20 protein-coding genes are annotated in these 25096 nt (G+C 46.0%); 9 read left to right on the top strand and 11 right to left on the bottom strand.

What is annotated here, in order from left to right:
• Positions 1-37 precede the first annotated feature (37 nt).
• The gene (locus GV64_RS03020) at positions 38-517 is read left to right on the top strand and encodes a chemotaxis protein CheW (RefSeq protein ID WP_020584641.1); all 480 of its coding nucleotides are present in this window, start codon (positions 38-40) and stop codon (positions 515-517) included.
• A gap of 41 nt (positions 518-558) precedes the next feature.
• Here the strand turns inward: GV64_RS03020 and GV64_RS03015 are convergent, their stop codons facing one another.
• The 5 genes from GV64_RS03015 to ahcY form a co-directional block, all read right to left on the bottom strand.
• Positions 559-2187: a hypothetical protein gene (locus tag GV64_RS03015; RefSeq protein WP_020584642.1), complete on the bottom strand. Its 1629-nt coding sequence runs from the start codon at positions 2185-2187 to the stop codon at positions 559-561.
• 125 nt (positions 2188-2312) lie between these two features.
• Entirely contained in the window at positions 2313-2840 is a 528-nt protein-coding gene (locus tag GV64_RS03010; RefSeq protein WP_020584643.1) for a DUF3332 domain-containing protein, read from the bottom strand.
• A 184-nt stretch (positions 2841-3024) separates the two neighbouring features.
• Positions 3025-3753, bottom strand: coding sequence for a 16S rRNA (uracil(1498)-N(3))-methyltransferase (locus tag GV64_RS03005; RefSeq protein WP_020584644.1), 729 nt, complete (start codon positions 3751-3753; stop codon positions 3025-3027).
• A 121-nt stretch (positions 3754-3874) separates the two neighbouring features.
• Positions 3875-4735: a methylenetetrahydrofolate reductase [NAD(P)H] gene (gene metF / locus GV64_RS03000; protein ID WP_034844536.1), complete on the bottom strand. Its 861-nt coding sequence runs from the start codon at positions 4733-4735 to the stop codon at positions 3875-3877.
• A gap of 57 nt (positions 4736-4792) precedes the next feature.
• Positions 4793-6208, bottom strand: a complete 1416-nt coding sequence (ahcY, locus tag GV64_RS02995; protein ID WP_020584646.1) for an adenosylhomocysteinase — start codon at positions 6206-6208, stop codon at positions 4793-4795.
• Between the two features lie 322 nt (positions 6209-6530).
• Here ahcY and GV64_RS02990 point away from each other — a divergent pair, with 322 nt between their 5' ends.
• Positions 6531-7805: an ankyrin repeat domain-containing protein gene (locus tag GV64_RS02990; protein WP_160171761.1), complete on the top strand. Its 1275-nt coding sequence runs from the start codon at positions 6531-6533 to the stop codon at positions 7803-7805.
• Positions 7806-7930: 125 nt separating this feature from the next.
• On the opposite strand, the gene metK is transcribed toward GV64_RS02990, so the two are convergent.
• Together metK and GV64_RS02980 are read right to left on the bottom strand one after the other, a co-directional pair.
• A complete protein-coding gene (gene metK / locus GV64_RS02985) occupies positions 7931-9094 on the bottom strand; it encodes a methionine adenosyltransferase (protein WP_020584649.1) in 1164 nt (387 codons plus the stop codon).
• A gap of 107 nt (positions 9095-9201) precedes the next feature.
• Complete coding sequence (locus GV64_RS02980) at positions 9202-10170, bottom strand: ArsR/SmtB family transcription factor (protein ID WP_020584650.1); 969 nt, start codon at positions 10168-10170, stop codon at positions 9202-9204.
• 557 nt (positions 10171-10727) lie between these two features.
• On the opposite strand from GV64_RS02980, the gene GV64_RS02975 reads away from it, so the two are divergent.
• From GV64_RS02975 to GV64_RS02965, 3 genes are all read left to right on the top strand, one after another.
• Positions 10728-12164 (top strand): Npt1/Npt2 family nucleotide transporter, encoded by a 1437-nt coding sequence (locus GV64_RS02975; RefSeq protein WP_020584651.1) that lies wholly within the window; start codon positions 10728-10730, stop codon positions 12162-12164.
• A 396-nt stretch (positions 12165-12560) separates the two neighbouring features.
• Complete coding sequence (tkt, locus tag GV64_RS02970; RefSeq protein ID WP_020584652.1) at positions 12561-14558, top strand: transketolase; 1998 nt, start codon at positions 12561-12563, stop codon at positions 14556-14558.
• Positions 14559-14995: 437 nt separating this feature from the next.
• Complete coding sequence (locus GV64_RS02965; RefSeq protein ID WP_020584653.1) at positions 14996-16219, top strand: Bcr/CflA family multidrug efflux MFS transporter; 1224 nt, start codon at positions 14996-14998, stop codon at positions 16217-16219.
• Between the two features lie 545 nt (positions 16220-16764).
• Here GV64_RS02965 and GV64_RS02960 read toward each other — a convergent pair.
• Together GV64_RS02960 and GV64_RS02955 are read right to left on the bottom strand one after the other, a co-directional pair.
• Positions 16765-17886 carry a head GIN domain-containing protein gene (locus GV64_RS02960; RefSeq protein ID WP_020584654.1) on the bottom strand — a complete coding sequence of 374 codons (1122 nt, stop codon included), beginning with the start codon at positions 17884-17886 and terminating at the stop codon, positions 16765-16767.
• Positions 17887-17892: 6 nt separating this feature from the next.
• Positions 17893-18654, bottom strand: coding sequence for a hypothetical protein (locus GV64_RS02955; RefSeq protein WP_020584655.1), 762 nt, complete (start codon positions 18652-18654; stop codon positions 17893-17895).
• Between the two features lie 232 nt (positions 18655-18886).
• Between GV64_RS02955 and GV64_RS02950 the strand changes: the two genes are divergently transcribed.
• Complete coding sequence (locus GV64_RS02950; RefSeq protein WP_020584656.1) at positions 18887-19930, top strand: type I glyceraldehyde-3-phosphate dehydrogenase; 1044 nt, start codon at positions 18887-18889, stop codon at positions 19928-19930.
• Here the strand turns inward: GV64_RS02950 and GV64_RS02945 are convergent.
• A complete protein-coding gene (locus tag GV64_RS02945; RefSeq protein ID WP_020584657.1) occupies positions 19894-20562 on the bottom strand; it encodes a hypothetical protein in 669 nt (222 codons plus the stop codon). The genes GV64_RS02950 and GV64_RS02945 overlap by 37 nt on opposite strands.
• Positions 20563-21060: 498 nt before the next feature.
• Here GV64_RS02945 and GV64_RS02940 point away from each other — a divergent pair, with 498 nt between their 5' ends.
• From GV64_RS02940 to GV64_RS02930, 3 genes are all read left to right on the top strand, one after another.
• Positions 21061-22227 carry a phosphoglycerate kinase gene (locus GV64_RS02940; RefSeq protein ID WP_020584658.1) on the top strand — a complete coding sequence of 389 codons (1167 nt, stop codon included), beginning with the start codon at positions 21061-21063 and terminating at the stop codon, positions 22225-22227.
• 452 nt (positions 22228-22679) lie between these two features.
• Positions 22680-23306, top strand: coding sequence for a transcription termination/antitermination NusG family protein (locus GV64_RS23555; protein ID WP_020584659.1), 627 nt, complete (start codon positions 22680-22682; stop codon positions 23304-23306).
• A complete protein-coding gene (locus GV64_RS02930; protein ID WP_020584660.1) occupies positions 23306-24256 on the top strand; it encodes an alpha/beta hydrolase in 951 nt (316 codons plus the stop codon). The genes GV64_RS23555 and GV64_RS02930 overlap by 1 nt, the downstream gene beginning before the upstream one ends.
• Here the strand turns inward: GV64_RS02930 and GV64_RS02925 are convergent.
• The gene (locus GV64_RS02925) at positions 24242-24907 is read right to left on the bottom strand and encodes a hypothetical protein (protein WP_152553906.1); all 666 of its coding nucleotides are present in this window, start codon (positions 24905-24907) and stop codon (positions 24242-24244) included. The genes GV64_RS02930 and GV64_RS02925 overlap by 15 nt on opposite strands.
• Positions 24908-25096: the final 189 nt, after the last annotated feature.

The raw sequence follows: 25096 nt of genomic DNA, 5'->3' as shown, positions 1-25096 counted from the left end.
GTCCTCAATAGCGCAGCACCAGAATTAAGAGGAAACCATGTCCGGAAGCCATCAGCCAATTTCATCCGTACTGATACCTATGCAGCAACGCCCCTTGCTGATCCCTTCAGCATGCATCGCAGCTGTTCAAGACTACAGTCGCCCGGAACAAAACTACCCGGAAACGGAGTGGTTGCTGGGTGACCTCCTCTGGCGAGGCATCAAGATCCCGGTTGTTTCCTTTGAAAGGCTGAACGGGGGACGATTTGCAGAGTTCTCTGCCACTAACCGCATTGCCATTATGCATCGTACCGGTAAGAGTGATGACTTACCCTTCTATGCAATGGTGGTACAGGGTATTCCGCAACCATTAACACTGGTGCGTGAAGAGGTGAGAAATTCGGCGGAAGAAAAAGGGCCAATGGAAAAGCACAGAGTTATCCTGAGGGAGGTTCCAGCGTCAATTCCTGACCTTCTACTTCTTGAGCAGAAAATTGTGGAAGTGATTTCTACGCGTAAGCTCGAGGCTACACACTAATCTCACATCTAATGGGTAGTAGTCCAGAGCAGGGCTCTACCTCAACTTTTTTCCACATATATAGTTCGACCAGTAAGGGCATCCCGGATTTTTTCCTTTTTAGGTCCTGGTTGATACAAACTATTATCATATTCTCTCAAGCTCCTTTTTTCAGAAGTTCTTGATACAAAAGTTTGGGTACAACCCGCTGCCTTAACTTTTCTTTTTTCAGCCTTCTTTTTAAGATCAATATACTCAGAATAATATTTACACAACTTCACCAGAGCTGCACAACTTTTTGAGCCCCTTTGATTCCTACCAGAATATGCAGCCCAATATTGTTCAAGAGTTCTTGCCCCTCTTTTTTTACCCACTACCGGATAACTTTTCTGTTTTTGTGAGGCAAGCTTTTCATCTTGGCACATTTTTAATAAATCAGCAGGTAACATCTCTACCTGAATGGGTCTAGTTTCTAACTGCTTTTCCGGAACACCCTGCTCTTCCATCAAGGAGATCCATTCCTCAGGATTTTTGCAGATATATTTTATGAATTTAATAGCAAAAACGCCACAAACACTAAAATCCTTTTGCATCGCTTCTTTTGGTATGAGGCAAATAATTGAATAACCAGAGAAACAGGATTGAATAGTTTGTAATAGTTTACTTCGTATTTTCCTGCCCAGATTACTTTTGCACCCTAACGTCTCATGGATATAGCAATACACTTTGTCCGCTTTAATATAGAAAGCAACAGCCAAAGTATGATGCTCTGGCAAGTGCTCATAAACTATACATCGAAGCATAAATTCCTTCTTGGCCACAGATGCTTCTCTCTCTTTCAACTCAGTCTTTGCAACTTCAAGGAATTCCTTAATTTCCGCATCACTGCTGGTAAAAGCGAACCGGGAAAATGATCCATTACTTGCATCAACCCTACTCTGTAATAACCTATTAATAACATTCAGAGGAAGAAATAACTCGCCATCGAATTCATAGTTAACTCCCTGACTCTTCCCGTTTTCCACATATTGGAGCACCGGACCTGACTGCCGAGCCAGCGGGTTAGCATCGAAAAAAACATTGTGAGATATGCTCTTTCCTACCTCCTTCCACACTCTTCTATCTCTTTCTATCTCAAACTCTAATAGAACTGACTCTGAGGGTTTCAGCCAAATATTTTTTCCTTTCAGGCGACTTTCAAAACTTACTCCCTTTTCCTTGGCAAAGGGTAAAACACTTTTCTTACTAGAGTTAGTCAGGATCATTTTCTTTCCAGCCACCATTTGGTCCCTATCATTAACAGCGACAAATAATTCAGCACTATTATTCTTACTATCGCCACCAACAATAAAGGCTTCACACTTATCATCATTCTGCAGGGTAATACTATCTTCAGGACCAATAGTCTTAAATTTACGATCAAAAAAGTGTTTGGAATTATGAATCAACTCTTTTGATGAGTGGCAGTCAAATGCTCTTATTGAAAATTTATCGAGGCATTTAAAATCCTCTAAAATACATTCAGGAATGAATTTACGCCGACCTTCCATTGAAAGACCATCAACAAAATAGCAGCGTCCATCAATTGCACTCCACCTAGGATAGGTATCTATGTGGTCTAAAATATCTTCTTCAAATTTTGATAATATTTTCCCAACAACTGATGACGATGTTCCTCCAACTTCTGGCATTATCAATTCCAAGTATCATATTAAGCCAACTTGGACTGTATTTCATTTTTATAGTTCCATCGTCTAAAACCGAAAACCCATAAAAAAAGGGAGCTCTAAGCTCCCTTTTTCTTTAACGGAATCAATTAAGACTGCTTGGAAGCAACATAATCGTTCAGTTCAGCAACCTGAGCGGTAGCAACAAACTCACCGTCCATGAAGAAATTCACTTCTTCACCAGACTTTTCACCACGCATCGTGGCCTGCTGGCCATCGGTATAAGTCACCTGCATTTCAACAGTATTCTCATCAACCTGTTTGAAAGAAGTAGAAGCCACACCATCCAGAGGCACTTCAGTCATGGACTTGTCCAGCTTGTGGTTGACCTTGAAGATAGCATCCACAGGCATATCAACGACTGCTGGAGACTTACCGGTGATCGGGTTAGTGCCGGTCCAGAACTCAATGGTATTGAAAATGAAAAAGTCTGCAGTGGCTGCAATACCGTACACAGGGCTAAGCAGCATGAACAGTCCGGCACGACCATAACGGTTATCAACAACAGACAGGTTAGCTTTGGTCACCATCGCGGAGGTGCCCATTTGCCCCATACAGCCAGTCAGTGATGCAGCAAAAACAGCAGCAGCCAGAGCTTTAATCGCTACCTTCTTCATGAATGATTTACTCCAAAACAGCCCTGAACAAAAGTGCCGCTCGCCCAAGGCCAAATAAGTAAAGAGCCTGAAAGGCGACACTTTCATAACAATAGGCTCTTACAAAAAAGGACGGCGAATTATAGGGCTTTTGTTCAAGCTGACCAGCTATTTACTCTCGCTACTTATACTCACTAAATAAGTACTATTGATAATCTCCCCAGAGGTACTGCATCAGAGAAATGGCAACCACCGGTGCGGTTTCAGTTCTTAGAACCCGGGGACCTAACGCCAGAGGATTAAACTGTTGACTCTCTGCCAGCTCAATTTCCTGAGAGGTTAAGCCACCCTCTGGGCCAATAAGAAGAGATACAGATGTTGGCTGATCAAAACCACTTAGCTTTTCCCGAGTTCGATGATGTAAAACAAAGTTAAGCTCGGTGCTACGTGTTGAGAACCACTCTTCCAGTTTCACGGGCGTATTTATTACAGGCACTATATTACGACCACATTGTTCACAGGCGCTGATGGCCACTTGCTGCCAGTGCTTGACTCGCTTATCCAATCGGTCAGCATTTAACTTGACCTCACACCGCTCACTCCACAGGGGAGTGATTGATGTCACTCCAGCTTCCGTTGCCTTCTGTATGGCATAGTCCATACGTTCGCCACGACTGAGTGTCTGTCCAAGCTCAATAATCAAAGGAGACTGGGCATCACCTTCGATAACGGATTCCAGATAAACAGTGACCGCCTTTTTACTGACACTCTCTACAGTACCCTGCCAGGCTCCGCCCTGACCATTGAACAGAATCAGTGGCTCATCGGGCCTCATCCGCAAAACACGACCGACATGATTGGCCGCACTTTCTGAAAGTCCGACTGAGCTACCGGCCTGAAGAGGCTGGTCTGAAAAAATACGGGGATTTCTCATGGGAAGGTACTGAGGTTTATATGCAAGAAAGAGGAATTATAAGCGTTTAACCACAGAGACCACAAAGTGCACAAAGAAAAAGACAAGTCTTTCTCTGTGCGCTTTGTGATTCCAAAAAATCTCAGGAAACAGAAATACCCAGGTTATCGCAGATGCCCTGACAGGGTGTAGCCTGGTTAAGTGTGTAGAAATGCAAGCCGGGAGCCCCGCCTTCCAACAGTTTTTCACAAAGCTGAGTTACCACCTCTTCACCAAACTTTTTAATACTGGTGATGTCATCACCATAGGCTTCCAGCTGCTTACGAATCCACCGTGGAATCTCAGCACCACAAGCATCAGAAAACCGGGCAAGCCGAGTGTAATTGGTAATCGGCATAATGCCCGGGATAACAGGAACGTCAATTCCAAACGCGCGGGTACGTTCGAGGAAGTAAAAATAGCTGTCCGCATTAAAAAAGTACTGGGTAATCGCCGAGTCTGCACCCGCATCTACTTTACGTTTGAAATTTTCCAGATCCTTTTCCATATTCGGAGCCTGCGGATGAACCTCAGGATAGGCAGCGACCTCAATATGGAAGTGATCATTGGTTTCCGCGCGAATAAACTCAACCAGCTCATTCGCATAACGCAGCTCACCGCTGTCACGCCCCATTCCAGATGGCAGGTCCCCCCTCAGGGCAACGATGCGCTTTACACCCTGAGTACGATAAAAATTCAGTAGTTCTTTAATCTGCTCTCGGGAGTCACCGACGCACGAAAGGTGTGGAGCCGTAGCTATAAGGGTCTGGTTCTGGGTGGATAGTACTGTTTCAAGAGTTCGATCCCGCGTTGAACCACCAGCACCATAAGTGACTGAAAAGAACTCCGGCTGGTACTTAGCAAGGCTGAGAGCACTCAGCTCCAGCTTTCGGGCTCCATCTTCAGTTTTAGTGGGGAAAAACTCAAAGCTGATAGGGGTGTTATTGATTATTGTATTTGCCATGGTGTTCACCAGCAGAAAGGAGACTGGCTGATGAGGAAACACCAGCCAGCACAGCCTTTAATATTTGTAATCGTTATTTTTGAATGGGCCGTCAACAGGCACATTGATGTAGTCAGCCTGATCCTGAGTCAGGCGGGTGATGACACCACCAAAGCCTTCCACCATGTAAGCTGCAACTTCTTCATCCAGCTTCTTCGGCAACAATGTTACCGCCAGATTTTCAGTTTTCTGCTCAGCGGGCAGATCCGCAAACCGGGCTTCATAAAGATGGATCTGAGCCAGCACCTGGTTGGCAAAAGAGCCGTCCATAATACGCGACGGGTGTCCTGTAGCGTTACCAAGGTTAACTAGGCGCCCCTCAGAGAGAAGAATCAAGTGATCGTTGGATGACGCATCTCGGACAATTTTGTGTACCTGAGGCTTAACTTCTTCCCATTCCCAGTTTTCCCGCATGAACTGAGTATCAATTTCAGTATCAAAGTGGCCAATATTACAAACGACACAAGCATTTTTCAGTGCTTTAAGCATGTTGCGGTCGCAGACATGCACATTACCCGTCGTCGTGACCAGGAGATCAGTGGTAGTCAGGAGTGCCTTGTTAATACAGGCTTCTGTTCCATCATTCGCGCCATTGATAAAGGGTGAAACGACCTCAAAACCGTCCATACAAGCCTGCATGGCACAGATAGGGTCAACTTCTGTCACTTTAACAATCATACCTTCCTGACGGAGGGATGCAGCAGAACCCTTGCCTACATCACCATAGCCGATAACCAACGCTTTTTTACCTGCCAGTAAATGGTCAGTGGCCCGCTTGATCGCATCGTTCAGCGAGTGACGACAACCGTATTTATTGTCATTTTTACTTTTAGTGACCGCATCATTCACGTTGATAGCCGGTACCTTAAGCGTTCCTTTTTCCAGCATTTCAAGCAGGCGATGAACACCTGTGGTGGTTTCTTCAGAAATACCATGAATGTTATCCAACAGTTCAGGATACTTGTCATGTAGCAGCAGTGTCAGGTCACCTCCGTCATCCAACACCATGTTGGCATGCCAAGGCTTGCCAGCACCATCCAAAATAGTCTGTTCAATGCACCACCAGAACTCTTCTTCTGTTTCACCCTTCCAGGCAAATACCGGAATACCCGCTGCAGCAATTGCAGCAGCTGCATGATCCTGAGTGGAGAAAATATTGCAGGAAGACCAGCGTACTTCAGCCCCAAGCTCTACCAGAGTCTCAATTAACACAGCAGTCTGAATGGTCATATGGATACAGCCCATGATTTTCGAACCTTTCAGAGGCTGCTGATCACGGTATTTAGCCCGAATTGCCATCAATGCGGGCATTTCACCCTCAGCAATCTGAATCTCGCTTCTTCCCCAGTCCGCGAGAGAAATATCAGCCACCCGGTAGTCCTGTACCTCAGTAGATCCTTGAAATTCAGCAGTTAAATCAGGGTTAGCACTCATAAACTGTATCCCACTCTGCGTATTATCCGAATTACTGTAAAGTCTAGCAGCGGCAATAATCTATATCAATAAATTTTGATATAGATTAAGGAACTTTATTGCAGATTAATGGTACTAAAAGTAAGAATTTCTAAAAATAATCGATAAAGTTATGGACACAACAACCCCGATCAAGTCAGCCCAATCAGTAATAGGCTCTGGTGAGCCTAATAATGATATAGAGCCCAGCCAACCGTTACCCATTGAAAGCTGCTTTCATAACTTACAAGTCGCCATTACTACAGATGAACAGAAACTATTACCTGCTCGTGGCAAAGCAGTAATGACAGAGCCAATTCATCAGACAGGTCAGGCAGGAGCACCTAAAAAATTAAGTGAATATAATAAAAAGATCTTGCCTTCAGGCTCTCGGGAAGAATGGGAAAATGAATCAAAGGAACTACTCTACGCATGCAGGTATGGGATGGCTAAAGTCGTTAATGAGCTGTTGAACAGGGGCGTCAAACCAAACCTGTTCGCTAATCAACGTTCACCCCTCGATGAAGCCACCAGCTCGAATCATGAAGAGATAGCTCTAACGCTTCTGGCGTCCGGCGTTGCACTTGACCTTAAATCTGAAGAAAAATCGAAAAATGGATCAGAGGCTCTACACTACGCATGCAGGTATGGGATGGCCAAAGTCGTTAATGAGCTGTTGAATAGGGGAGTCAATCCAAACCTGCTCGCTTATCAACGTTCTCCCCTCGATGAGGCCACCAGTTCGAATCATGAAAAGATAGCTCTAACGCTTCTGGTGTCCGGCCTTAAACTTGACCTTAAATCTGAGGAAAAATCGAAAAATGGATCAGAGGCTCTACACCACGCATGCAGGCATGGGATGGCCAAAGTCGTTAATGAGTTGTTGAACAGGGGAGTCAATCCAAACTTGTTCGCTTATCAACGTTCTCCCCTCGATGAGGCCACCAGTTCGAATCATGAAGAGATAGCTCTAACGCTTCTGGTGTCCAGCCTTGAACTTGACCTTAAATCTGAGGAAAAATCGAAAAATGGATCAGAGGCTCTACACTACGCATGCAGGCATGGGATGGTCAAAGTCGTTAATGAGTTGTTGAACAGGGGAGTCAATCCAAACCTGTTTGCTTATCAACGCTCCCCCCTCGATGAGGCCACCAGTTCGAATCATGAAGAGATAGCTCTAACGCTTCTGGCGTCCGGCGTTGAACTTGACCTTAAATCTGAGGAAAAATCGAAAAATGGATCAGAGGCTCTACACCACGCATGCAGGCATGAGATGGTCAGAGTTGTTGACGAGCTTCTCCTCATAGGGGTTCACCCAGGCTCAGAGAAACTCAGCATTTCTCTACATAATCTACAAATTTCAAATCTGCCTGCCTCAGCAAACGCAAGAAGCCTTCAAAACCTCCGACCATTAAAATTGATTTGTGCCTCAACCGTACGAAAAAATCTTATGGATAACAGAGAGAAAACGAAACAGGGGCTGCAGCTCAGTATAGATGAACTCCCTTTACCAAAAACGTTAAAGCGTTATGTCCATACTTATGACTCCCCTAACCTTGTATCCCCATTTACATCATGAATTTCAAAAATGATACAAGATGAGCTGGATGAAAGTTTCAAAAATCTGACAAATTATGGCAGCTGGCCTGAACAGGAGGCAACAAAGTACAGACAGTTCTTTGCGGCCCCCTGAATCAGGACTGATTAAAGCCCTGCAGCCTTACGAAGCTGCTCTGCCTTATCTGTCCGCTCCCAGGTAAATTCAGCCTCTTCACGTCCAAAGTGACCATAAGCAGCCGTTGCTTGGTAGATGGGGCGTTTAAGATCCAGCATTTTCACCAGACCGCCCGCTCGCAAATCAAAGTACTCACGGACCAGCTCTGCCACGCGCTCATCTGAAACCTTGCCAGTACCAAAAGTATTGATAGAGATAGAGGTGGGCTCAGATACGCCAATTGCATAGGAAATCTGGATCTCACAACGATCAGCCAGCCCCGCTGCAACAATATTTTTGGCAACATAACGTCCGGCATAGGCTGCAGAGCGGTCAACTTTAGAAGGATCTTTACCGGAGAAAGCACCACCGCCGTGACGAGCCATACCGCCGTAAGTATCAACAATAATCTTACGTCCAGTCAGACCACAGTCTCCAACAGGTCCACCAATAACAAAGATCCCGGTCGGGTTGATATGGAACTTGGTTTCTTCATGAAGCCAGCCTTCAGGGAAAACTGGCTTGATAATCTGCTCAAGCACTTCATGACGAATCTCTTCCAGTGAAACTTCTGGAGAGTGCTGGGTAGAAAGAACGACAGCATCTACACTCTGAACTTTGCCATTCTGGTCATAGCGCATGGTCACCTGACTTTTGGCATCTGGACGCAACCAGGGCAGAACACCATTCTTACGCAGCTGCGCCTGACGCTTAACCAGTTCATGGGAGTAGTAGATAGGTGCAGGCATCAGAACGGGAGTTTCGTTTGTAGCATAACCAAACATTAGTCCCTGATCACCAGCCCCCTGCTCACGCTCATCTGTTTCATCAACACCAACAGCAATGTCCGGGGACTGCTTACCGATCGCATTCAGAACAGCAACGCATTCCCCATCAAAGCCAAGATCACCGTGATTATAACCGATGTTAATAACCACATTGCGAACCAACTCTTCAATATCAACATAAGTTGAGGTGCGCACTTCACCAGCAACAACAACCATGCCGGTTTTCACCATGGTTTCTACTGCAACACGTGCATCTGGATCATCCTTAATAATGGCATCAAGAATGGCATCAGAAATCTGGTCAGCAATTTTGTCTGGATGACCTTCTGATACAGACTCGGATGTAAACAGTGAATACTCGGACATAGCCGTATAATCCTCTTAAAAATTAACTCCGTACACTTACCACAACGCTCTCCAAACAAAAGGGAGCGTTGAACATAAAGTGCGACGGCAAAAATCCAGGTCATCAATCATTCAGGAAGAAAGAAGCGCCTGACCTGGATCTGAAAACCATTCCGTAATCCCAGATACTGGGATTCACCATTGATCAGCCCTGCTTTATCTGCCCACTGCGTCAGTTCTTCGGCATTAAAACCCAGCCACAGGTCGCCACAAGAGTCTCTCACCCAGTCCTGATCATGGTGACTAAGCTCACTAATAAACAGGCTACCGCCGGGTTTCAACAACGCTGAAGCGTAGTGGAAAATATCTGCCGGGCTGGGTACGTGGTGCAGAACCATATTTGCAACCACACAGTCAAATTCTCCAGACATTTCACTCAGAGCCTGAATTTCACCGTGAGTAAACTTAATATTGTCCAGCCCTTGCTGGTCAGCTCGCTTACGGGAATAACTCAACATTTTTTCTGAGTTATCCACGGCATAAACCGATTGGAAAACCGAAGAGAGTGCCTCAAGAAAATCACCCTCCCCGGGCCCAAGCTCAAGCGCAAGGTCAAGCGCAGGAAATGTCGTCGCTGCAATGAGATCTGATACCGTTTCGGCATAAAGCTGGTGCTCAGCTATCAATTCCTGGTGCTGACGAAACTCTTCAGTATTTCGGGCAAAGAAAGCTTGAGAGAGCTCTGATCGCTGCTGACGAATGGTTTGTAACCGTTCTGACTGCGCATCAGGCAGCGGCAAGATATCCACGGCCTGAAACACTGAGCGCACAATCCATTCCAGTCCTTCTACATCGCCACCAGAAGGCGGCAGAGCACGTCGATAGAAAACCGTGTTCCCCTCTTTACGAGTAGAAACCAACCCGGCTTGAGACAATACTTTCAAATGGTGACTCATTGCTGGCTGGCGCATTTGAAAGACGCCACTTAGCTCCAGCACCCCAAGGGACTCAGTACTTAAGACCCGGAGGATCTGTAACCTTAGAACATCACCACTGGCCTTAGTCACCATAGCCAGCTGCTCGAAAGCCTCAATCAACGCACGACATCCTTTCCATCATTTCGTACCCGCCTGCGCCCTTTATCTCAAAAAGACATCACTGACTCATTTACTTGGGTATTCTGACGATGAAGTTTAGCAAGACCCAAAACCTATATCAAAATATTTTTATATACAATCAGTAGACACAAGAAACTCATTCTCTGCACTATATTTATGCTGCGCTCTCAGGCCTATAAAGTAACCTGCCCAAAATGGGGACCTAGCAGCCTGTCGAACTTATTTACTGATTTTCTGCGATAGAGACTAATGCTTTCGCTTATACAGCATAGAAACAGTCTTAAACCTGACTTCTTCCAGTAGTGGTCAGAAAGATCCGGTAGATTATTAGCAGCCAGGAGGCTGTCTGAGAATAGCGCCCGTAGCGGGGATGGCAGTAAGTTGAGGATAAAAGCTCTGTTTTGCAAGGTGCAATTGCGGTTCAATTTTTTTGCCGAGCAAAACGGAACTTTTAGACCAATTTGCTGCCACCGCAGTAGGGTATTCTATTCTCGGTCAGCCTCATGCTGAGCGGGAGGAAGGAAAGTAAGCTGTATATGACTAAAATGTTTTCCAAGGATGTTGCTGGCAATTCAAACTCAATGCTTTATCTGCAAATTGCCATGATGTCCTGCTGTATTTTTAACTTTGACATACTCTGGAACCTGAAAGAGTCCCTGTTAATTACCCGGCTTGGTGCGGAAGTTATTCCTTTTATCAAACTGTGTGTTGTTATGCCTGTCGCTTTTGTATTTTTAATTTCATACAGCTTTCTTGCCAATAGACTGAGCAAAAGAACACTCTTTATTGTAGCGATAATTCCTTTTCTTATTTGGATGCCGCTGTTTTCCATTGTCATTTACCCAAACCTTGAAGCATTCGCCCCTACGTCTGCGCTTGATTTACTCTCTCCACTGATTCCGGAACACCTCCAGTTTATTGTTGGCATGCTCTACTACTGGCCACTCACCCTTTTTTTTGCATTGGCCGAGCTTTGGGGGTCAGCGGTGATCTGCATTCTTTTCTGGACGGCCGTTAATGATTTTCATAATACTCAAAGCGCTACACGACAGTATCCCCTGATCACCATGATCGGAAGCAGTGCATCCATTATTTCAGGCCCTTTACTTTACTACTGTGTTTCAAGAGAAGTCACTACCCCAGGTTCCGGATGGCAGGAGAGCCTGAAAATACTGTCATTACTTTTCGTGATTTTTGGTCTGTTGATCTTGTTACTCAATGAGTACTGCTATCGATTAACCCCGGAAAAAATAACCGAATCTCTCTCTCAAAATCAGACCACCACCAACCTGCCACTCATGGCCAGCGCCCGGTATCTTTTTCGATGCCCCTATCTTGCCAGTATCGCCCTGGTGATGTTGGCATACTGCGTCGCAATTAATATGGTCGAATTGGCATGGAAGAGCCAGCTGGTTGAACAGTATCCCAGTGAGGCGGATTACTCGATGTTCATGGGGAAAGTGGCGCTGATTAACGGTATTGGTAGCCTGCTATGCGGGCTGCTAACGCCAACCCTGTTAAATATCAGTTGGTGGGCTGCAGCCTTTGCAACCCCCGTCATTTTGACAGCAACAGCCCTTCCCTTTTTTCTTCTGGCGATGTTTCAGAAAACCCAGATCAATTTCATGGGCCTATGCTGTATTGACCTACCCATGATTGGTCTGCAGATTGGCATGTACTGCCACGCCCTCGGCAAGTCCGCAAAATATACGCTCTTTGATGCCACCAAGGAGATTACCTTTGTCCCCCTCGATGCTGAACGAAAATACAAAGGAAAGGCAGCTATTGAGCTTGTGGTCAGCCGTGTAGGAAAATCCGGAAGCTCATTTTTTCAGCAAATACTCATCGCTCTTTTTGGCTCACTCAGCCTTGCAATGTCCTGGCTGGCAGGTGCTTTCATCCTGGCAATAGCACTCTGGCTAGTAGCCATTAAGAAGCTAGGCAGACACTATCATGCACGAACGGACCTATGAGCCCCGAGTCACGATGTATTGCCACTTAAAAACTGGCTATCAATTACTCCCCATAATCGCTTGATTATCCTACCAATATTTAAAGTATGGAACGTAACTGTGCATATTGTTTTAAGTTTGTGCGTGAAGGCTTTAAAATAGCGCACGAATTTAAACAGATCGGGAGATTGGCTGAGAATAGCGCCCGTAGCGAGGACAACAGAAAGCTGAGAATAAAAATTTGATTTTATGAGGAGAATAGCGCGCTATTTGACAAATAAAAGCAAACTTTTATGCCAACTTGCTATTGTCGCACGACTGCATGGATGCAGGAGCTAGAGCAACGCAGGAGCTGTTGCCGCGTAGGGCAGTCTATTCTCTGTCAACCTCCTGAGATCCCCAGGAGCACTAATTCCCATGTCCTCACGTCGTGAGCTTGCCAATGCCATCCGCGCCCTCAGCATGGACGCCGTACAAAAAGCCAAGTCCGGTCACCCCGGCGCCCCAATGGGTATGGCGGATATTGCTGAAGTGCTTTGGCGCGACTACATGAACCATAACCCCACCAATCCCGAGTGGGTCGATCGTGACCGGTTTATTCTGTCCAATGGCCACGGCTCCATGCTGATCTACTCTTTGCTGCACCTGACTGGGTACGATTTAAGCATTGAGGACCTGAAAAACTTCCGTCAGCTACACTCAAAAACCGCAGGTCACCCCGAGTACGGCTATGCACCAGGCATTGAAACCACTACCGGTCCTCTGGGTCAGGGTATCGCTAACGCAGTAGGCATGGCCGCTGCAGAGAAAGCGCTGGCAGCCCAGTTTAACAAGCCTGGCCATGATATCGTTGACCACTATACCTATGCATTCATGGGTGATGGCTGCATGATGGAAGGGATCTCCCACGAAGTATGCTCACTGGCCGGAACTTTGGGGCTGGGTAAGCTGATCGCATTTTACGATGACAACGGCATCTCCATTGACGGTGAAGTGGAAGGCTGGTTCACCGACGATACCGTCAAGCGTTTTGAAGCTTATAACTGGCACGTAATTCCTGCTGTTGATGGTCACGATGCTGAAGCCATCAAAGCGGCTATTGAATCCGCTCGTGCAGAAAAAGATAAGCCAACTCTGATCTGCTGCAAGACCATCATTGGCTTTGGCTCACCGAATAAGGAAGGTAAGGAAGACTGTCACGGCGCGCCACTGGGCGATGAAGAAATCAAGCTGACCCGTGAGCGCCTCGGCTGGAACTACGCCTCTTTTGAAGTACCTTCAGAGATCTACAGTCAGTGGAATGCCAAAGAGGCCGGTGCAGCAAAAGAAACTTCCTGGAACGAGAAATTTGCTGCCTATCAGGCTGAATACCCTGAACTCGCTGCTGAATTTACCCGTCGTCAGAAAGGTGATCTGCCCGCTGACTTTGTGGAAAAATCCTCGGCTTACATCAAATCCTGCCAGCAGGAAGGTGAAAAAGTCGCCAGCCGCAAAGCATCCCAGAATACCTTGAACGCGTACGGCCCAATGCTTCCTGAACTGCTGGGTGGTTCTGCAGATCTGGCCGGTTCCAACCTGACCCTCTGGAGTGGCTCCAAGGGCATCAAGCGTGAAGATGCTGATGGCAACTACCTGTTCTACGGTGTGCGTGAGTTCGGTATGACCGCCATGATGAATGGTATTGCCCTACACGGTGGCTTTATTCCTTACGGTGCAACCTTCCTGGTCTTCATGGAATACGCCTGTAACGCCGTTCGTATGGCTGCGCTGATGAAGCAGCGCTCTATTCTGGTTTATACCCATGACTCCATCGGCTTGGGTGAAGATGGTCCAACCCACCAGCCTATAGAGCAAATTGCCAGCCTGCGCATGACACCAAACATGAACGCCTGGCGCCCATGCGATACGGTTGAATCAGCCGTTGCCTGGAAGCACGCCATTGAACGCATTGATGGTCCAAGTGCACTTATCTTCTCCCGTCAGGGTCTGCCATGCATGGCAAGAACCGATGAGCAGGTAGCCCTGGTCGAACGTGGTGGCTATGTTCTGAAAGATTGCGAAGGTACTCCAGAACTGATTCTGATTGCTACCGGTTCAGAAGTTGAACTGGCCATGAACGCCGAAGCAACGCTCTCTGGACAGGGACGTAAAGTACGTGTCGTATCTATGCCATCGACCGATGTATTCGATGCTCAGGATGCCCAGTACAAGCAGTCTGTTCTTCCTCTGGAAGTACCTGCACGCATTGCCATTGAAGCAGCGGCTGCAGATTTCTGGTACAAGTATGTTGGACTGGATGGCCGTATTATTGGCATGACCACCTACGGTGAATCAGCACCTGCTGAAGACCTGTTCCCATACTTTGGCTTTACGGTTGAGAACATTGTGGCGGCAGCAGAAGAGCTGCTCGACTAATATCTGAAATCAACAGATCAGCCCACCCTATAAACGGCAGAAGATTAACGTCTTCTGCCGTTTTCTTTTCTGGTAAGCCTCTTAGGCACTTTTTTTGATGTAAATTCTTGGTAAGTACTATTTGCACAAGTGTACTCATCTATTTATCACTTATGGCTTTTATGAAAGAATCATTTATAGCCGTATAAACTATAAATCGATGTAGTCACCTTTTCGCTGCTCTCTGGATTTAGCGAACAAGACTCTCCTCCAAAAAAAACGACAAACCAATGTCGTCCATACCTCAAGGCACTACAACGGTTCGGCTCTTAAGCCAGAAGTACTGGCTATCACAGAATTTTTACGTAAATGCAGCCACCGCCATTTCGGGACGAAACCAGATTCTGTTGAAACACGCAGAAAGGCTCTTGGCTGCCCAATAATACGAGCCTGACATAATGACAACTGCAACCATGGACAGGAGTGAACGCTTATTCCTGATTCTTACCCTTGGAGCGCTGACAGCTCTTGGGCCTCTGGCCATTGACCTTTATTTACCCGCCATGCCAGCCATTGCTAAAAGCATGGGTGAACCACTGAGTCGGATACAGTACACACTGAGTGCCTACACCATTGGCTTTGCTATCAGCCAGCTGGTTTATGGTCCTTTAGCTGATCGATTCGGCCGGAGAACCGTGATGTTCCCCGGGATCATCTTCTATATTTTGACGAATATTCTTGCCGCACTCTGCACCAATGCCACACAACTGATTATTGTGCGCGTCCTGCAGGCAATGGCCGGTGCTGCCATCATGGTCACTATTCCAGCCATGATTCGGGACCTTTTCCCAAAAGAGCAGGTTGCCAAAGCACTATCATCCATTCTGATGGTAATGACCGTTGCACCACTGGCCGCACCACTATTGGGCGGACAGATCCTTAAATTCTTCGGCTGGCAGAGCCTGTTTATTTTTTTGGCCATTATGGCTTGCCTGTCATTAGTTCTGGCATTCCTGCGGGTTAAAGAGACACTGCCAGATGAAGACCGCCTTATGGTCTCTCCGTTACAACTGGCTTTAAACTACACCACGATTCTTAAAAATCGCGAGGCCATTGGTTGTATTCTCTGCCATGCATTTTTCTTTGGCGGCATGTTTGCGTTTATTTCCGGCTCACCTTTCGTTTACATCGAGCTGTTTGGAATCCCTGCAGAACAGTACGGGCTTCTGTTCGCCATCAATATTCTGGCCATGGGTATTACCAACATGGTGAATATTCGTCTGGTTGAGCAGTTCAAGCTGTTTACGATTCTGCGGGCAGGCAGTTTGATTGCGGCTGTCTCTGCACTACTACTGCTGTTCAACACAGCAACCGGACTGGGCGGATTGCCAGGTCTGATGATTCCCATTGCCTGCTACATCGCCTGCATTGGTTTCACCGGACCGAACTCGAACGCGCTGGCTCTGGCTCACTTTCCAAAATCAGCGGGTTCTGCAAATGCCCTGGCTGGAGCGCTGCGTTTTACGATGGGGGGGATTGCCTCTGCACTGGTAGGCTATCTTCACGATGGTACAGCGATACCCATGGCAGCTGTAATGGCAGGTTGCGGAATACTCTCTGTTGCTTCCCTGCTACTGGTAAAGAAAGAAGGGGAAATAGAAGAACCGTTACCTGTAGGGTAAGAAACGAATAGCAAAACTGGACTACAAGCCTTAAGGGAGTGGTGTTAACCTCAAACAGGCTATTTCAGAGTTAAAGTTACCTACTGAAATAGCCCACTTCACTCATACTAACGATAAGCTCGATTCAACAAAGTTCTTAAGATTACGGCTTTAGATCTTGTTGGTAATTGATGCAAGAAAAAGGTTATTGATAGTTACCATTATCTCAATCAAAAAAAACTCCCCCCAGCTCCGGAGCGTGCTTTGCTTAAAACTCTCCTACATTCTGCTACACGACACTGAATCTCAGGAAAATTGCTCGACCGAGCCAACTGCCAGAATCAGAAACTGCCGAATGATCATGAGCAGCTTCCACACCTTGCCTAGCATGTATTGGGCTATCAGCAATCAAAAGTTATATTCAGCTAGGACATTAATAAGATTTTTTAGACTGAGTAAAGATTAAAAAGTTTCTTTTATGAAAAATGAATAAATTCAAGTAAAGAGGCTTCTTTTAATAAATAAAACAGTAGCGATAATTAGCCAAACTCAATCACAACAGTGATTTACCCTCCCAGTACAGAAACTGGACCAAATGGCTCCACTTTCCCTAAACTGGAAATATTCGCTTCAACTTTCGGTTGTCCCTTATATTTCAGGCTGCCACTGGAAGACACAGACGCCTTAAGGCGGTGCTCACAAAAAATTTCAGCTTTACCAAGAGACGAGATCTCTGCAGTGCTATCAGCGGTTCTAAGCTCCCCGGCATTCACAAATCCTGAACCGGAAATTTTCATATTATGTGTCGTCGCATGACCAGTGAATGTAGCTTTCCCAAGTGAACTAACTGAGGACTGCAGTCTCTCAACAGCCAGGTTTCCATGGAGCTTACCACTTCCGGAAACTGTACTATCAAGGTTCCTGTCACAGTTAATATTTGCACTCCCCAAAGAGGAAATATCAACATCACATTGCGATGTATTTAAACCGCTAGCCTCGAGAACACCCGAGCCAGAAACATGAGCAGTATGGTTAAGTGCACCCCCTGTGAGCTTAGCTTTTGCAAGAGAACTGATGTCGGTTCTTAAATCCCGAACATTCACATCACCTTCAAAAGCTCCAGAGCCAGACACATTAATCCTGAATGTATCCTGTACAATCCCATCCACTACTTTAATCTTAGTAAGTCCACTGCCTTCAGCTGCATCATATGAGGGTGACCAGGCATGAATAGTCACCCCTTTGTCAGTACTGATGGAATAACCCGGTTTAACTCCAACCATTAGCTTGCCATGCTCAACGCGAGTATCCAGATAGTCATGTATATTGGGCTCTGTCGTAATTTCAATAGGCCGCACAGGACCTTTATGCAGGTAGATATCACCTATTCCAGAGATAGACACAGCCTGAAAGCTTCCTACATCACGTGTATTCATGACAGGCTCCCCAGCACCTTTGATAGAGCCGTAACAGCTTGAACCAACATAAACTGAGACATTGCGATCAGAAATACTCGCTCGAGAGAAGACGGAAACATCATTCCGTTTTGCACCCGTCAGGTAATTACATACGTCCGATACGATGCTTACCACTCTTCCACAAAGCCAGTACCCAAAACGATAAGGTAGCTTTACAGCCTCCAGGGCTAAATGAGCAGCATATGCAACAGCACTCGCAATTGAAGCCATATCAATTTAATAACCCCTGACCGAATGTGGCGTATTGAGCTCCATCGAAAGCGCTTTTTTACAGTCATCAATAAAAGCCTTCGCTCTTATAAAACAATTATTTTCATCTTCAGTTATAAAACGACAATGTTTAATCTTACAGTCTTGAATAAGCTGAGTAAGATCATCCATTTGAACTCTCAACACAGAGAATTTCGAGTGAGGGACATGTCCATCCTGTCCTTGAACCTTCAATGCAAAATTTTTTAAATCATGAATAACCAGCTCAATTGAAGATCGACGTTTTTCTAAAGGTGCCAGGTAAAGCGGCCAGTAATCTTGTGGTTTCTGCCCAGAAGCCTCAATTTCTTTTCTTGCAGGCCCATTATCAACACTGGTTGATATGAAAGCTAATGCAGTTCTAAAAAACTCTGAAGCATTGTTTAAGGCTGAAACGGCGTCTATAAAAACCCCAACATTATCAACCTTTACCAGCGAAGAAGTACCTGAAACCATTTGTACAGAGGAAGCAGAGGTAGGCTGAACAGGCTGTTCAGGTGCTGTTGACACCTGAGAAACATCTACAGTTGTCACCTTACGATCATCAATAGGCACTTGGAAAGTCTGGTTTTTAGACTTTATTTCTGAGTGACCCGTTAAATAGTTGCACAAGCTCGCAACAGCACTTACGACTTTGCGACCAAGCCAGCAACCGAAACGAAAAGGCGCCATCAGCACTTGTCCGGCAACGTCAACAATACTTCTGACTGCGGCTCCAGCAGAATCCATGAGCGCCTCTAATTTTTCTCTTAAAATTCAATGAAGTACAACCACTTAACATCACTACTCTTAACCTTTTCACAATAACAGACAGCCCTCTGAGTTGTGATGTACTTTTAAGAGTGCATTTAATGTATTAAGTTCCAAGTCATTAAAGCCGGGCTAAAGCAAACCTGCTCACATTCCATAAAGATTTCTGTACAATACCGAGCTTTGACAACCAGCTGGAATAAGAGAAGCCATGACATACAGGGTGGCCATTAATGGGTATGGGCGAATTGGTCAGTGCGTGCTGCGTGCACTCTATGAAAATGGCTATCGTCACAACCCTTTACACGGAATGGAAGTGGTTGCCATCAATGAGCTTGCCAATATTGAAACACTGGCTTACCTGACTCGCTATGACACCACCCATGGGCGCTTCCCTGGTAAGGTCAGTGCAAATGACACCCACATCTTTATTGGTGATGACCGCATTCGGGTTTTCAATGAGCCCTCTCCCCAACAGCTTGACTGGCAAGCACTGGACATTGACCTTTTGCTTGAGTGCTCAGGCTCATTTAACGACCGGGAAACAGCAGAGCTCCATATTGAAAGAGGGGCATCCCGCCTGCTGTTTTCTCAGCCCGCTAAACCTGATGTAGATGCAACCATCGTATATGGCATCAATGAAGAGCAGTTAAACCCCAGGCATCGTATTGTCTCCAGTGCATCTTGTACCACCAACTGTATTGTTCCTGTTCTCAAAACACTAAATGACTCCCTGGGAATAGAGTACGGCTCTATGACCACAATCCATTCAGCCATGAATGATCAGCCCGTCATCGATGCGTATCACCAGAACGATCTACGCCTGACCCGCAGCGCCCTGCACTCCATCATTCCAGTTGATACGGGTCTTGCCAGAGGGATTAACCGTTTGCTGCCTGAACTCAAAGGCCGCTTTAAAACCAGCGCCATTCGAGTACCTACCATTAATGTTTCTTGCATTGACCTCACTGTTCAGGTCAGCAGAGATACATCTAAAGTGGAAGTTAACCGCATCCTGGAGAAGGCAACCTTTGGTCGCCTTGAAGGTATATTAAGTATTACCAACGAACCTCATGCCTCAGTTGACTTTAACCATGACACCCGCTCATGCATCGTTGACGGGACTCAAACCCAGGTTTCTGGCCATCGTCTGGTCAGACTCCTATGCTGGTTCGATAATGAATGGGGGTTCGCCAACCGAATGCTGGATATTGCAAGCTACTGGCTGGCTTTGCCAAAAGGTAGCAAGGGTTGAGGTCTAGGCCTATCTAACAATTCGTGAATACTGCATCGAAGCTTGTACACCCTATCCAAGTGATTATCGACCATTTCTTTAGTCTTTGGATAAATCGCCGTTTTAAATATTTCTCCTACCCTGATCATATGGAGGCTTGACTCTGTCAAACACGCAAGGTTAAGCATCCCTTCAAGGTTGGCACTTGTGATTTTTATAATATTACCATCAGGTAACTTCTCAAAAAAGGAGTTGAACTTCGCTTTCAGGGAGTCGCTTTCGTCTCCAAAAGGTCGACCAACACACCAACGGAAGAGCCTCTCTCCCTCTTCAATATTAAATAAGCCTCCTGAACGCTGCTGCTCAAAAAAATCCGTTTGCCCTACCATCAATGACTTCAGTTCTAAAATCATCGGTTTAAGTGCTGCAAAGTCCCAAGTTTTCAGAACTGCGACCTTTCTCTCTTCAAGTTTAGACTGGTCAGTGGCTGAGATATTACCGGAGCTTTCCCTATCACCCTTAAGATATGAAACTACAGAAGAGACAACATACACTACTCTGTTAAAAACAAATCTGACTGGAAAGATAACAGCCTTAATTACCTGCCCCACGATGTTAGCCAGACAAGAGACTGCATTGCCAATTGACTCCATGATAACAATTCCTGAATCGAAAACTTTAAAAGCCCATCCTGTAAAACTAATTTCATCTTGATTCTATATTCCAATTCTCCTTACTGAAAAACCTGACAAAATAGCTGAGTAATAAGGGTTATAAATTTTATCCGCTTAAGTACTATTAGATTATTTTATTAGAAAATAGTTCATTACAAGAATTTGGAATCATAAACGCAACATACTTTATCTATTGATATAATTCAGTTTCTCGGTTTTGATGCCTCCTTGAGTTTCACAAAAGCAAACACATCATTACCTTAATACTGAAAACCTTAGAAAACTCTTGAAATACCATTTGATTCAAGTCATTAGAGCGTATCAATGAATACCTGAAGCGCAATTTATATGCTATTGTCCCCGACGTTTTTTCGCTGTTCCGAAGTTATCCCCGGCTGTTTTTTACCGAGTATGCATTAATAAAAATGTTGCCATATGTAAAAAATCAGCCACGAGTGAATATCAAGAGGGCTCTCCATGAACGTTTTAAAAATGACCGATCTGGATCTGGCAGGCAAACGCGTACTGATCCGTGAAGACCTCAATGTTCCAGTAAAAAACGGGAAAGTCACCAGTGACGCCCGTATTCTGGCATCACTGCCTACCATTAAACTGGCACTGGAATCAGGTGCTCATGTAATGGTCACCTCTCACCTGGGCCGTCCTACCGAAGGTGAGTACGAAGAGCAGTTCTCTCTCAAGCCTGTTGCTGACTATATTGGCGAGTTGCTGGGCAAGGACGTTCGTCTGGTTAAAGACTGGGTCGACGGAGGCTTTGAGGTTGCCGCTGGCGAACTGGTTATTCTGGAAAACTGCCGCTTTAACCTTGGTGAAAAGAAGGACGATGAAGCACTGTCCCGCAAAATGGCAGCCCTGTGTGACATCTATGTGATGGATGCTTTTGGTACCGCACACCGTGCCCAGGCCTCTACTCATGGCGTTGGCAAGTTTGCTGCTATTGCCTGTGCAGGCCCTCTGCTCGCTGCTGAGCTTGAAGCACTTGGCAAGGCTATGGATAAGCCTCAACGTCCAATGACTGCTATCGTGGGCGGCTCCAAAGTCTCCACAAAACTGACCGTTCTGGAATCCCTGTCAGGCATTTGTGACCAACTGATCGTGGGCGGTGGTATCGCCAACACCTTCCTGGCTGCTGCGGGTAAGAATGTTGGTAAGTCGCTCTATGAAGCAGATCTGATCCCTCAGGCTAAAGCACTGATGGAGAAGTGCAATATCCCAATGCCAACAGATGTTGTCTGCGGCAAGAAGTTCGATGAGAACGAGCCAGCTATCATCAAGTCTGTTGATGAAGTAGAAGATGATGACATGATCTTTGACGTTGGCCCTGAAACCCAGAAGTTGTTTGCCGATGTTCTGACTGCAGCAAAAACTATTCTGTGGAACGGCCCTGTCGGTGTTTTCGAATTTGACCAGTTTGGTGAAGGTACACGTTCACTATCCATGGCCATTGCAAACTCTGATGCCTTTTCTATTGCCGGTGGTGGCGATACCCTGGCAGCCATTGACAAGTACGGAATTAAAGAAAAAGTGTCGTACATCTCTACCGGTGGCGGTGCATTCCTAGAGTTCGTTGAAGGCAAGGTGCTCCCTGCAGTAGCGATGCTCGAAGAAGCAGCCAAACGCTAATCACCTGTACCCAAAAGCCGGAGGCAAGTGTATTTTCTTCCGGCTCTTGGCCTCCCCCCACGCCCTGTTCTACTTGCTTCCCAGCCAAAATAGTCTTTCCTTACAGGATGCTACTGCTTCCAGAGTATTGTCTGAATATTAGAGTCCTGTAGAATGCTCCCGTTTAACACCTGTAGATCAGCCGATCCTACTGGTACCAAGAATGATCTGTGTGCCCGTAGCAAAACGTCATCTGGCACCGTTCTTGCCCGTAGGACTTTTACTGGCCTTTACTGTTATATGCTGCCCACGGTCAATAGGGAGAGAGCGTTCCGCACGGCAGATCAGCAGCTTGCCAGACTAGCTGTCAGTCTTATGATGCTCAAATGCCTCAGGAAATGGTCACCAAAGATGCAACCCTCTATTTCCTGCAACCAGTTTTTTTCCGGTAAATGTCACCAAAAGGATTTGTAATGTCATCTAGAGAAACGGCTTTGAAGCACGGGTGGTATTTGCTGAAGGCGAAGTACAGGGCAGAAGTCAGAGCTCAGGACAACCTTGAGAGCCAGGGGTTTGAAGCGTATTGCCCACTGATTCAGGAAAAGAGCTGTCGTGCTCCATTATTCCCGGGCTATGTCTTTATACGACTCAGCGAGAAAGATCTCCCGTCGTATCACAAAATCCGCTCAACCCGTGGAATCACACAGGTTGTTCGGTTTAACAAGGTTAGCCACAAGCTCTATAACGAAGGCAAGCTGCCAAAGGGTGAACTGAGCAAGTTGCTGCCCAGTCCAATCCCCAATGGGGATCAGATGATTGATCAGATCGAAGCATTCGTCTGGAAGTACAATGGCTGCATTCCTGATGAGAAGCCCGTTTCTATTCGCTTTCGGGAAGGCGAGTCAGTGCTGTACGACAACCCGCTTTTTCGCCACCTTGAAAGTACCTTTATAAAAGGTGTTAACATGGATCGAGGCATCATTCTCATTCAGTTTATTGAGAGCCTGCGCACCAAAGAAGGGATAGAAGAACAGGTTATTGCCAAAAAACAGATCGAAGTTCCACTTAAAGACTTACAGAAAGTATCCGAAGAGAGTTAATGGACAAACTCAAGCTGATCTCAGGTATGCGCCCACTTTCCTATAGCCAGGTCGCACCTCACCCTCATGAAACGACCTACTTCCAATATTATGAAATAGATCTGGAAAACAGTATTCAGGGTGTCAATCACTGCCTTGGGTATGTAAACAGCAACAATTACCGTATTGCCTGCCACTTATACACAAGACCTGAAGCAAAAGGCTCAGTATTCCTCCTGCACGGTTACTACGACCATGTTGGTTTATTCGGACATGTCATACGTTTCTTTCTGGAACAAGGTTACAACGTTCTGGCGTATGACCTTCCGGGACATGGTCTTTCTAGTGGAAAACCTGCGACTATTGAAGATTTTGAGCACTATCGAATAGTTCTTGAGGATGTAATGCGTTACTGCGAGTCAGTGATGCCAAAGCCTTGGTTGGCCTACGGTCAAAGTACAGGGTGCGCTATTATCACGGAGCTTCTGGCTCATTATGTCAAAAAAGACAGGCCACTTCCTTTTGAGCAGGTCATTCTGTCTGCTCCTCTAGTACGACCATGGTTATGGAAACTCAGCCGCATTCAGCTCTACCTGGTCAGGCCCTTTATTCGCCAAATCCCCAGAAAGTTCAACGATAACTGTCGGAATAAAAGTTTCTTAAACCTGGCGCACAACGACCCGCTTGCTCCCAGGGTTCTGCCAACACAGTGGGTATCTGCTCTAGACCGCTGGATTCGCAGAATTGAGTCATCTCAAGTACAAATTTCCCTAAGCCCCCTTATCCTGCAGGGCACAGATGACACTACTGTCGACGGGCAATACAATGTTAAAGCTTTGGGCCAACTCTATCAGTCTCCTAAAGTACTCTGGCTGGAAGGTGCGCGACACCATCTGCCCAATGAGCTGAAGGAAACCAGGGAGCAGTACATGAGCTGGCTATCGAATCATTTAATTCTAGACACCATTTAATTGATAATTTTTACCAATTTTCTCTAACACTTCTATTGCATCATCAAAAGTTGTTGGATAAGCGTGTATTTTGAAGTCTTTTGCAGACATACCATTAACACATACTTCGAAGGGTGGCCCTATAAATTGGCTTTTCGGGCATTTATAGAAAACTATCTTATCGTGTACCGATGATGGAAAATGGGCAATAGCCTTCTGCAATTTAAACAATGACCTTTCTGCCTTATTAAGCGCCTCCTGCCGAATGCGCTCTCGTCCATTGGCAAACATGTGTTGTGGTTCATAAGGAGAAAGACTTCTATTGACTTCCATGTCGCTATAAGAGTTAGTACATTCTCTGCCATCAATACAGATAGTCACATTTGCAGTAAGTGTACGTTTATCATTGTTCTCCTGGTATCCTGAACGCCCATACTCATAAACAGGAAATTCCTTTTCTTCCATGACTGCGCTGATACGCCTTTGCATCTCCGGAGAGAATTTCCTAACCATTCCTTCCAGTTCGGAGGGTACATTAAGTATAGGCAATGGAGCATATTGGCTGCTCTCTGCTAGCCTTGTTGAACAACCCGTATAAGAAGGACTGAAACCTGATACATTTCCAATAGGGTTATGGCTACTATTCAGTAGGCTGCCAATGTTGCTGCCCACTTGTCTCTAATGCTCCCACCGCATTTTTACTGCCACAAAATAGCATGACTAGCACGGAGACGGCTGAAACCAGCCCAAATACTACGGCCAAAGAATAGAAACCTGAAGCCGCAGAAACCGCTGCGATGGCACCAGACACCAAACAGGTTACACCAGCTAATACCCGAAGACTGCGACCAAGCCAATTAC

This window comes from Endozoicomonas elysicola, assembly GCF_000710775.1.
GTDB classification, from domain to species: domain Bacteria; phylum Pseudomonadota; class Gammaproteobacteria; order Pseudomonadales; family Endozoicomonadaceae; genus Endozoicomonas; species Endozoicomonas elysicola.
This window is presented reverse-complemented; position numbering and strand designations above follow the sequence as displayed.

Excerpts from the sequence above, each read along its gene's own strand:
- GV64_RS02960 (WP_020584654.1), bottom strand. The coding sequence starts at position 17,886 with ATGGCTTCAATTGCGAGTGCTGTTGCATATGCTGCTCATTTAGCCCTG.
- GV64_RS02975 (WP_020584651.1), top strand. The coding sequence starts at position 10,728 with ATGACTAAAATGTTTTCCAAGGATGTTGCTGGCAATTCAAACTCAATG.
- GV64_RS02955 (WP_020584655.1), bottom strand. The coding sequence starts at position 18,654 with ATGGATTCTGCTGGAGCCGCAGTCAGAAGTATTGTTGACGTTGCCGGA.
- GV64_RS02945 (WP_020584657.1), bottom strand. The coding sequence starts at position 20,562 with ATGGAGTCAATTGGCAATGCAGTCTCTTGTCTGGCTAACATCGTGGGG.
- GV64_RS03005 (WP_020584644.1), bottom strand. The coding sequence starts at position 3,753 with ATGAGAAATCCCCGTATTTTTTCAGACCAGCCTCTTCAGGCCGGTAGC.
- GV64_RS03015 (WP_020584642.1), bottom strand. The coding sequence starts at position 2,187 with ATGCCAGAAGTTGGAGGAACATCGTCATCAGTTGTTGGGAAAATATTA.
- metK (WP_020584649.1), bottom strand. The coding sequence starts at position 9,094 with ATGTCCGAGTATTCACTGTTTACATCCGAGTCTGTATCAGAAGGTCAT.
- GV64_RS03020 (WP_020584641.1), top strand. The coding sequence starts at position 38 with ATGTCCGGAAGCCATCAGCCAATTTCATCCGTACTGATACCTATGCAG.
- tkt (WP_020584652.1), top strand. The coding sequence starts at position 12,561 with ATGTCCTCACGTCGTGAGCTTGCCAATGCCATCCGCGCCCTCAGCATG.
- GV64_RS03010 (WP_020584643.1), bottom strand. The coding sequence starts at position 2,840 with ATGAAGAAGGTAGCGATTAAAGCTCTGGCTGCTGCTGTTTTTGCTGCA.
- metF (WP_034844536.1), bottom strand. The coding sequence starts at position 4,735 with ATGGCAAATACAATAATCAATAACACCCCTATCAGCTTTGAGTTTTTC.
- GV64_RS23555 (WP_020584659.1), top strand. The coding sequence starts at position 22,680 with ATGTCATCTAGAGAAACGGCTTTGAAGCACGGGTGGTATTTGCTGAAG.
- GV64_RS02950 (WP_020584656.1), top strand. The coding sequence starts at position 18,887 with ATGACATACAGGGTGGCCATTAATGGGTATGGGCGAATTGGTCAGTGC.
- GV64_RS02965 (WP_020584653.1), top strand. The coding sequence starts at position 14,996 with ATGACAACTGCAACCATGGACAGGAGTGAACGCTTATTCCTGATTCTT.
- ahcY (WP_020584646.1), bottom strand. The coding sequence starts at position 6,208 with ATGAGTGCTAACCCTGATTTAACTGCTGAATTTCAAGGATCTACTGAG.
- GV64_RS02930 (WP_020584660.1), top strand. The coding sequence starts at position 23,306 with ATGGACAAACTCAAGCTGATCTCAGGTATGCGCCCACTTTCCTATAGC.
- GV64_RS02940 (WP_020584658.1), top strand. The coding sequence starts at position 21,061 with ATGAACGTTTTAAAAATGACCGATCTGGATCTGGCAGGCAAACGCGTA.
- GV64_RS02990 (WP_160171761.1), top strand. The coding sequence starts at position 6,531 with ATGACAGAGCCAATTCATCAGACAGGTCAGGCAGGAGCACCTAAAAAA.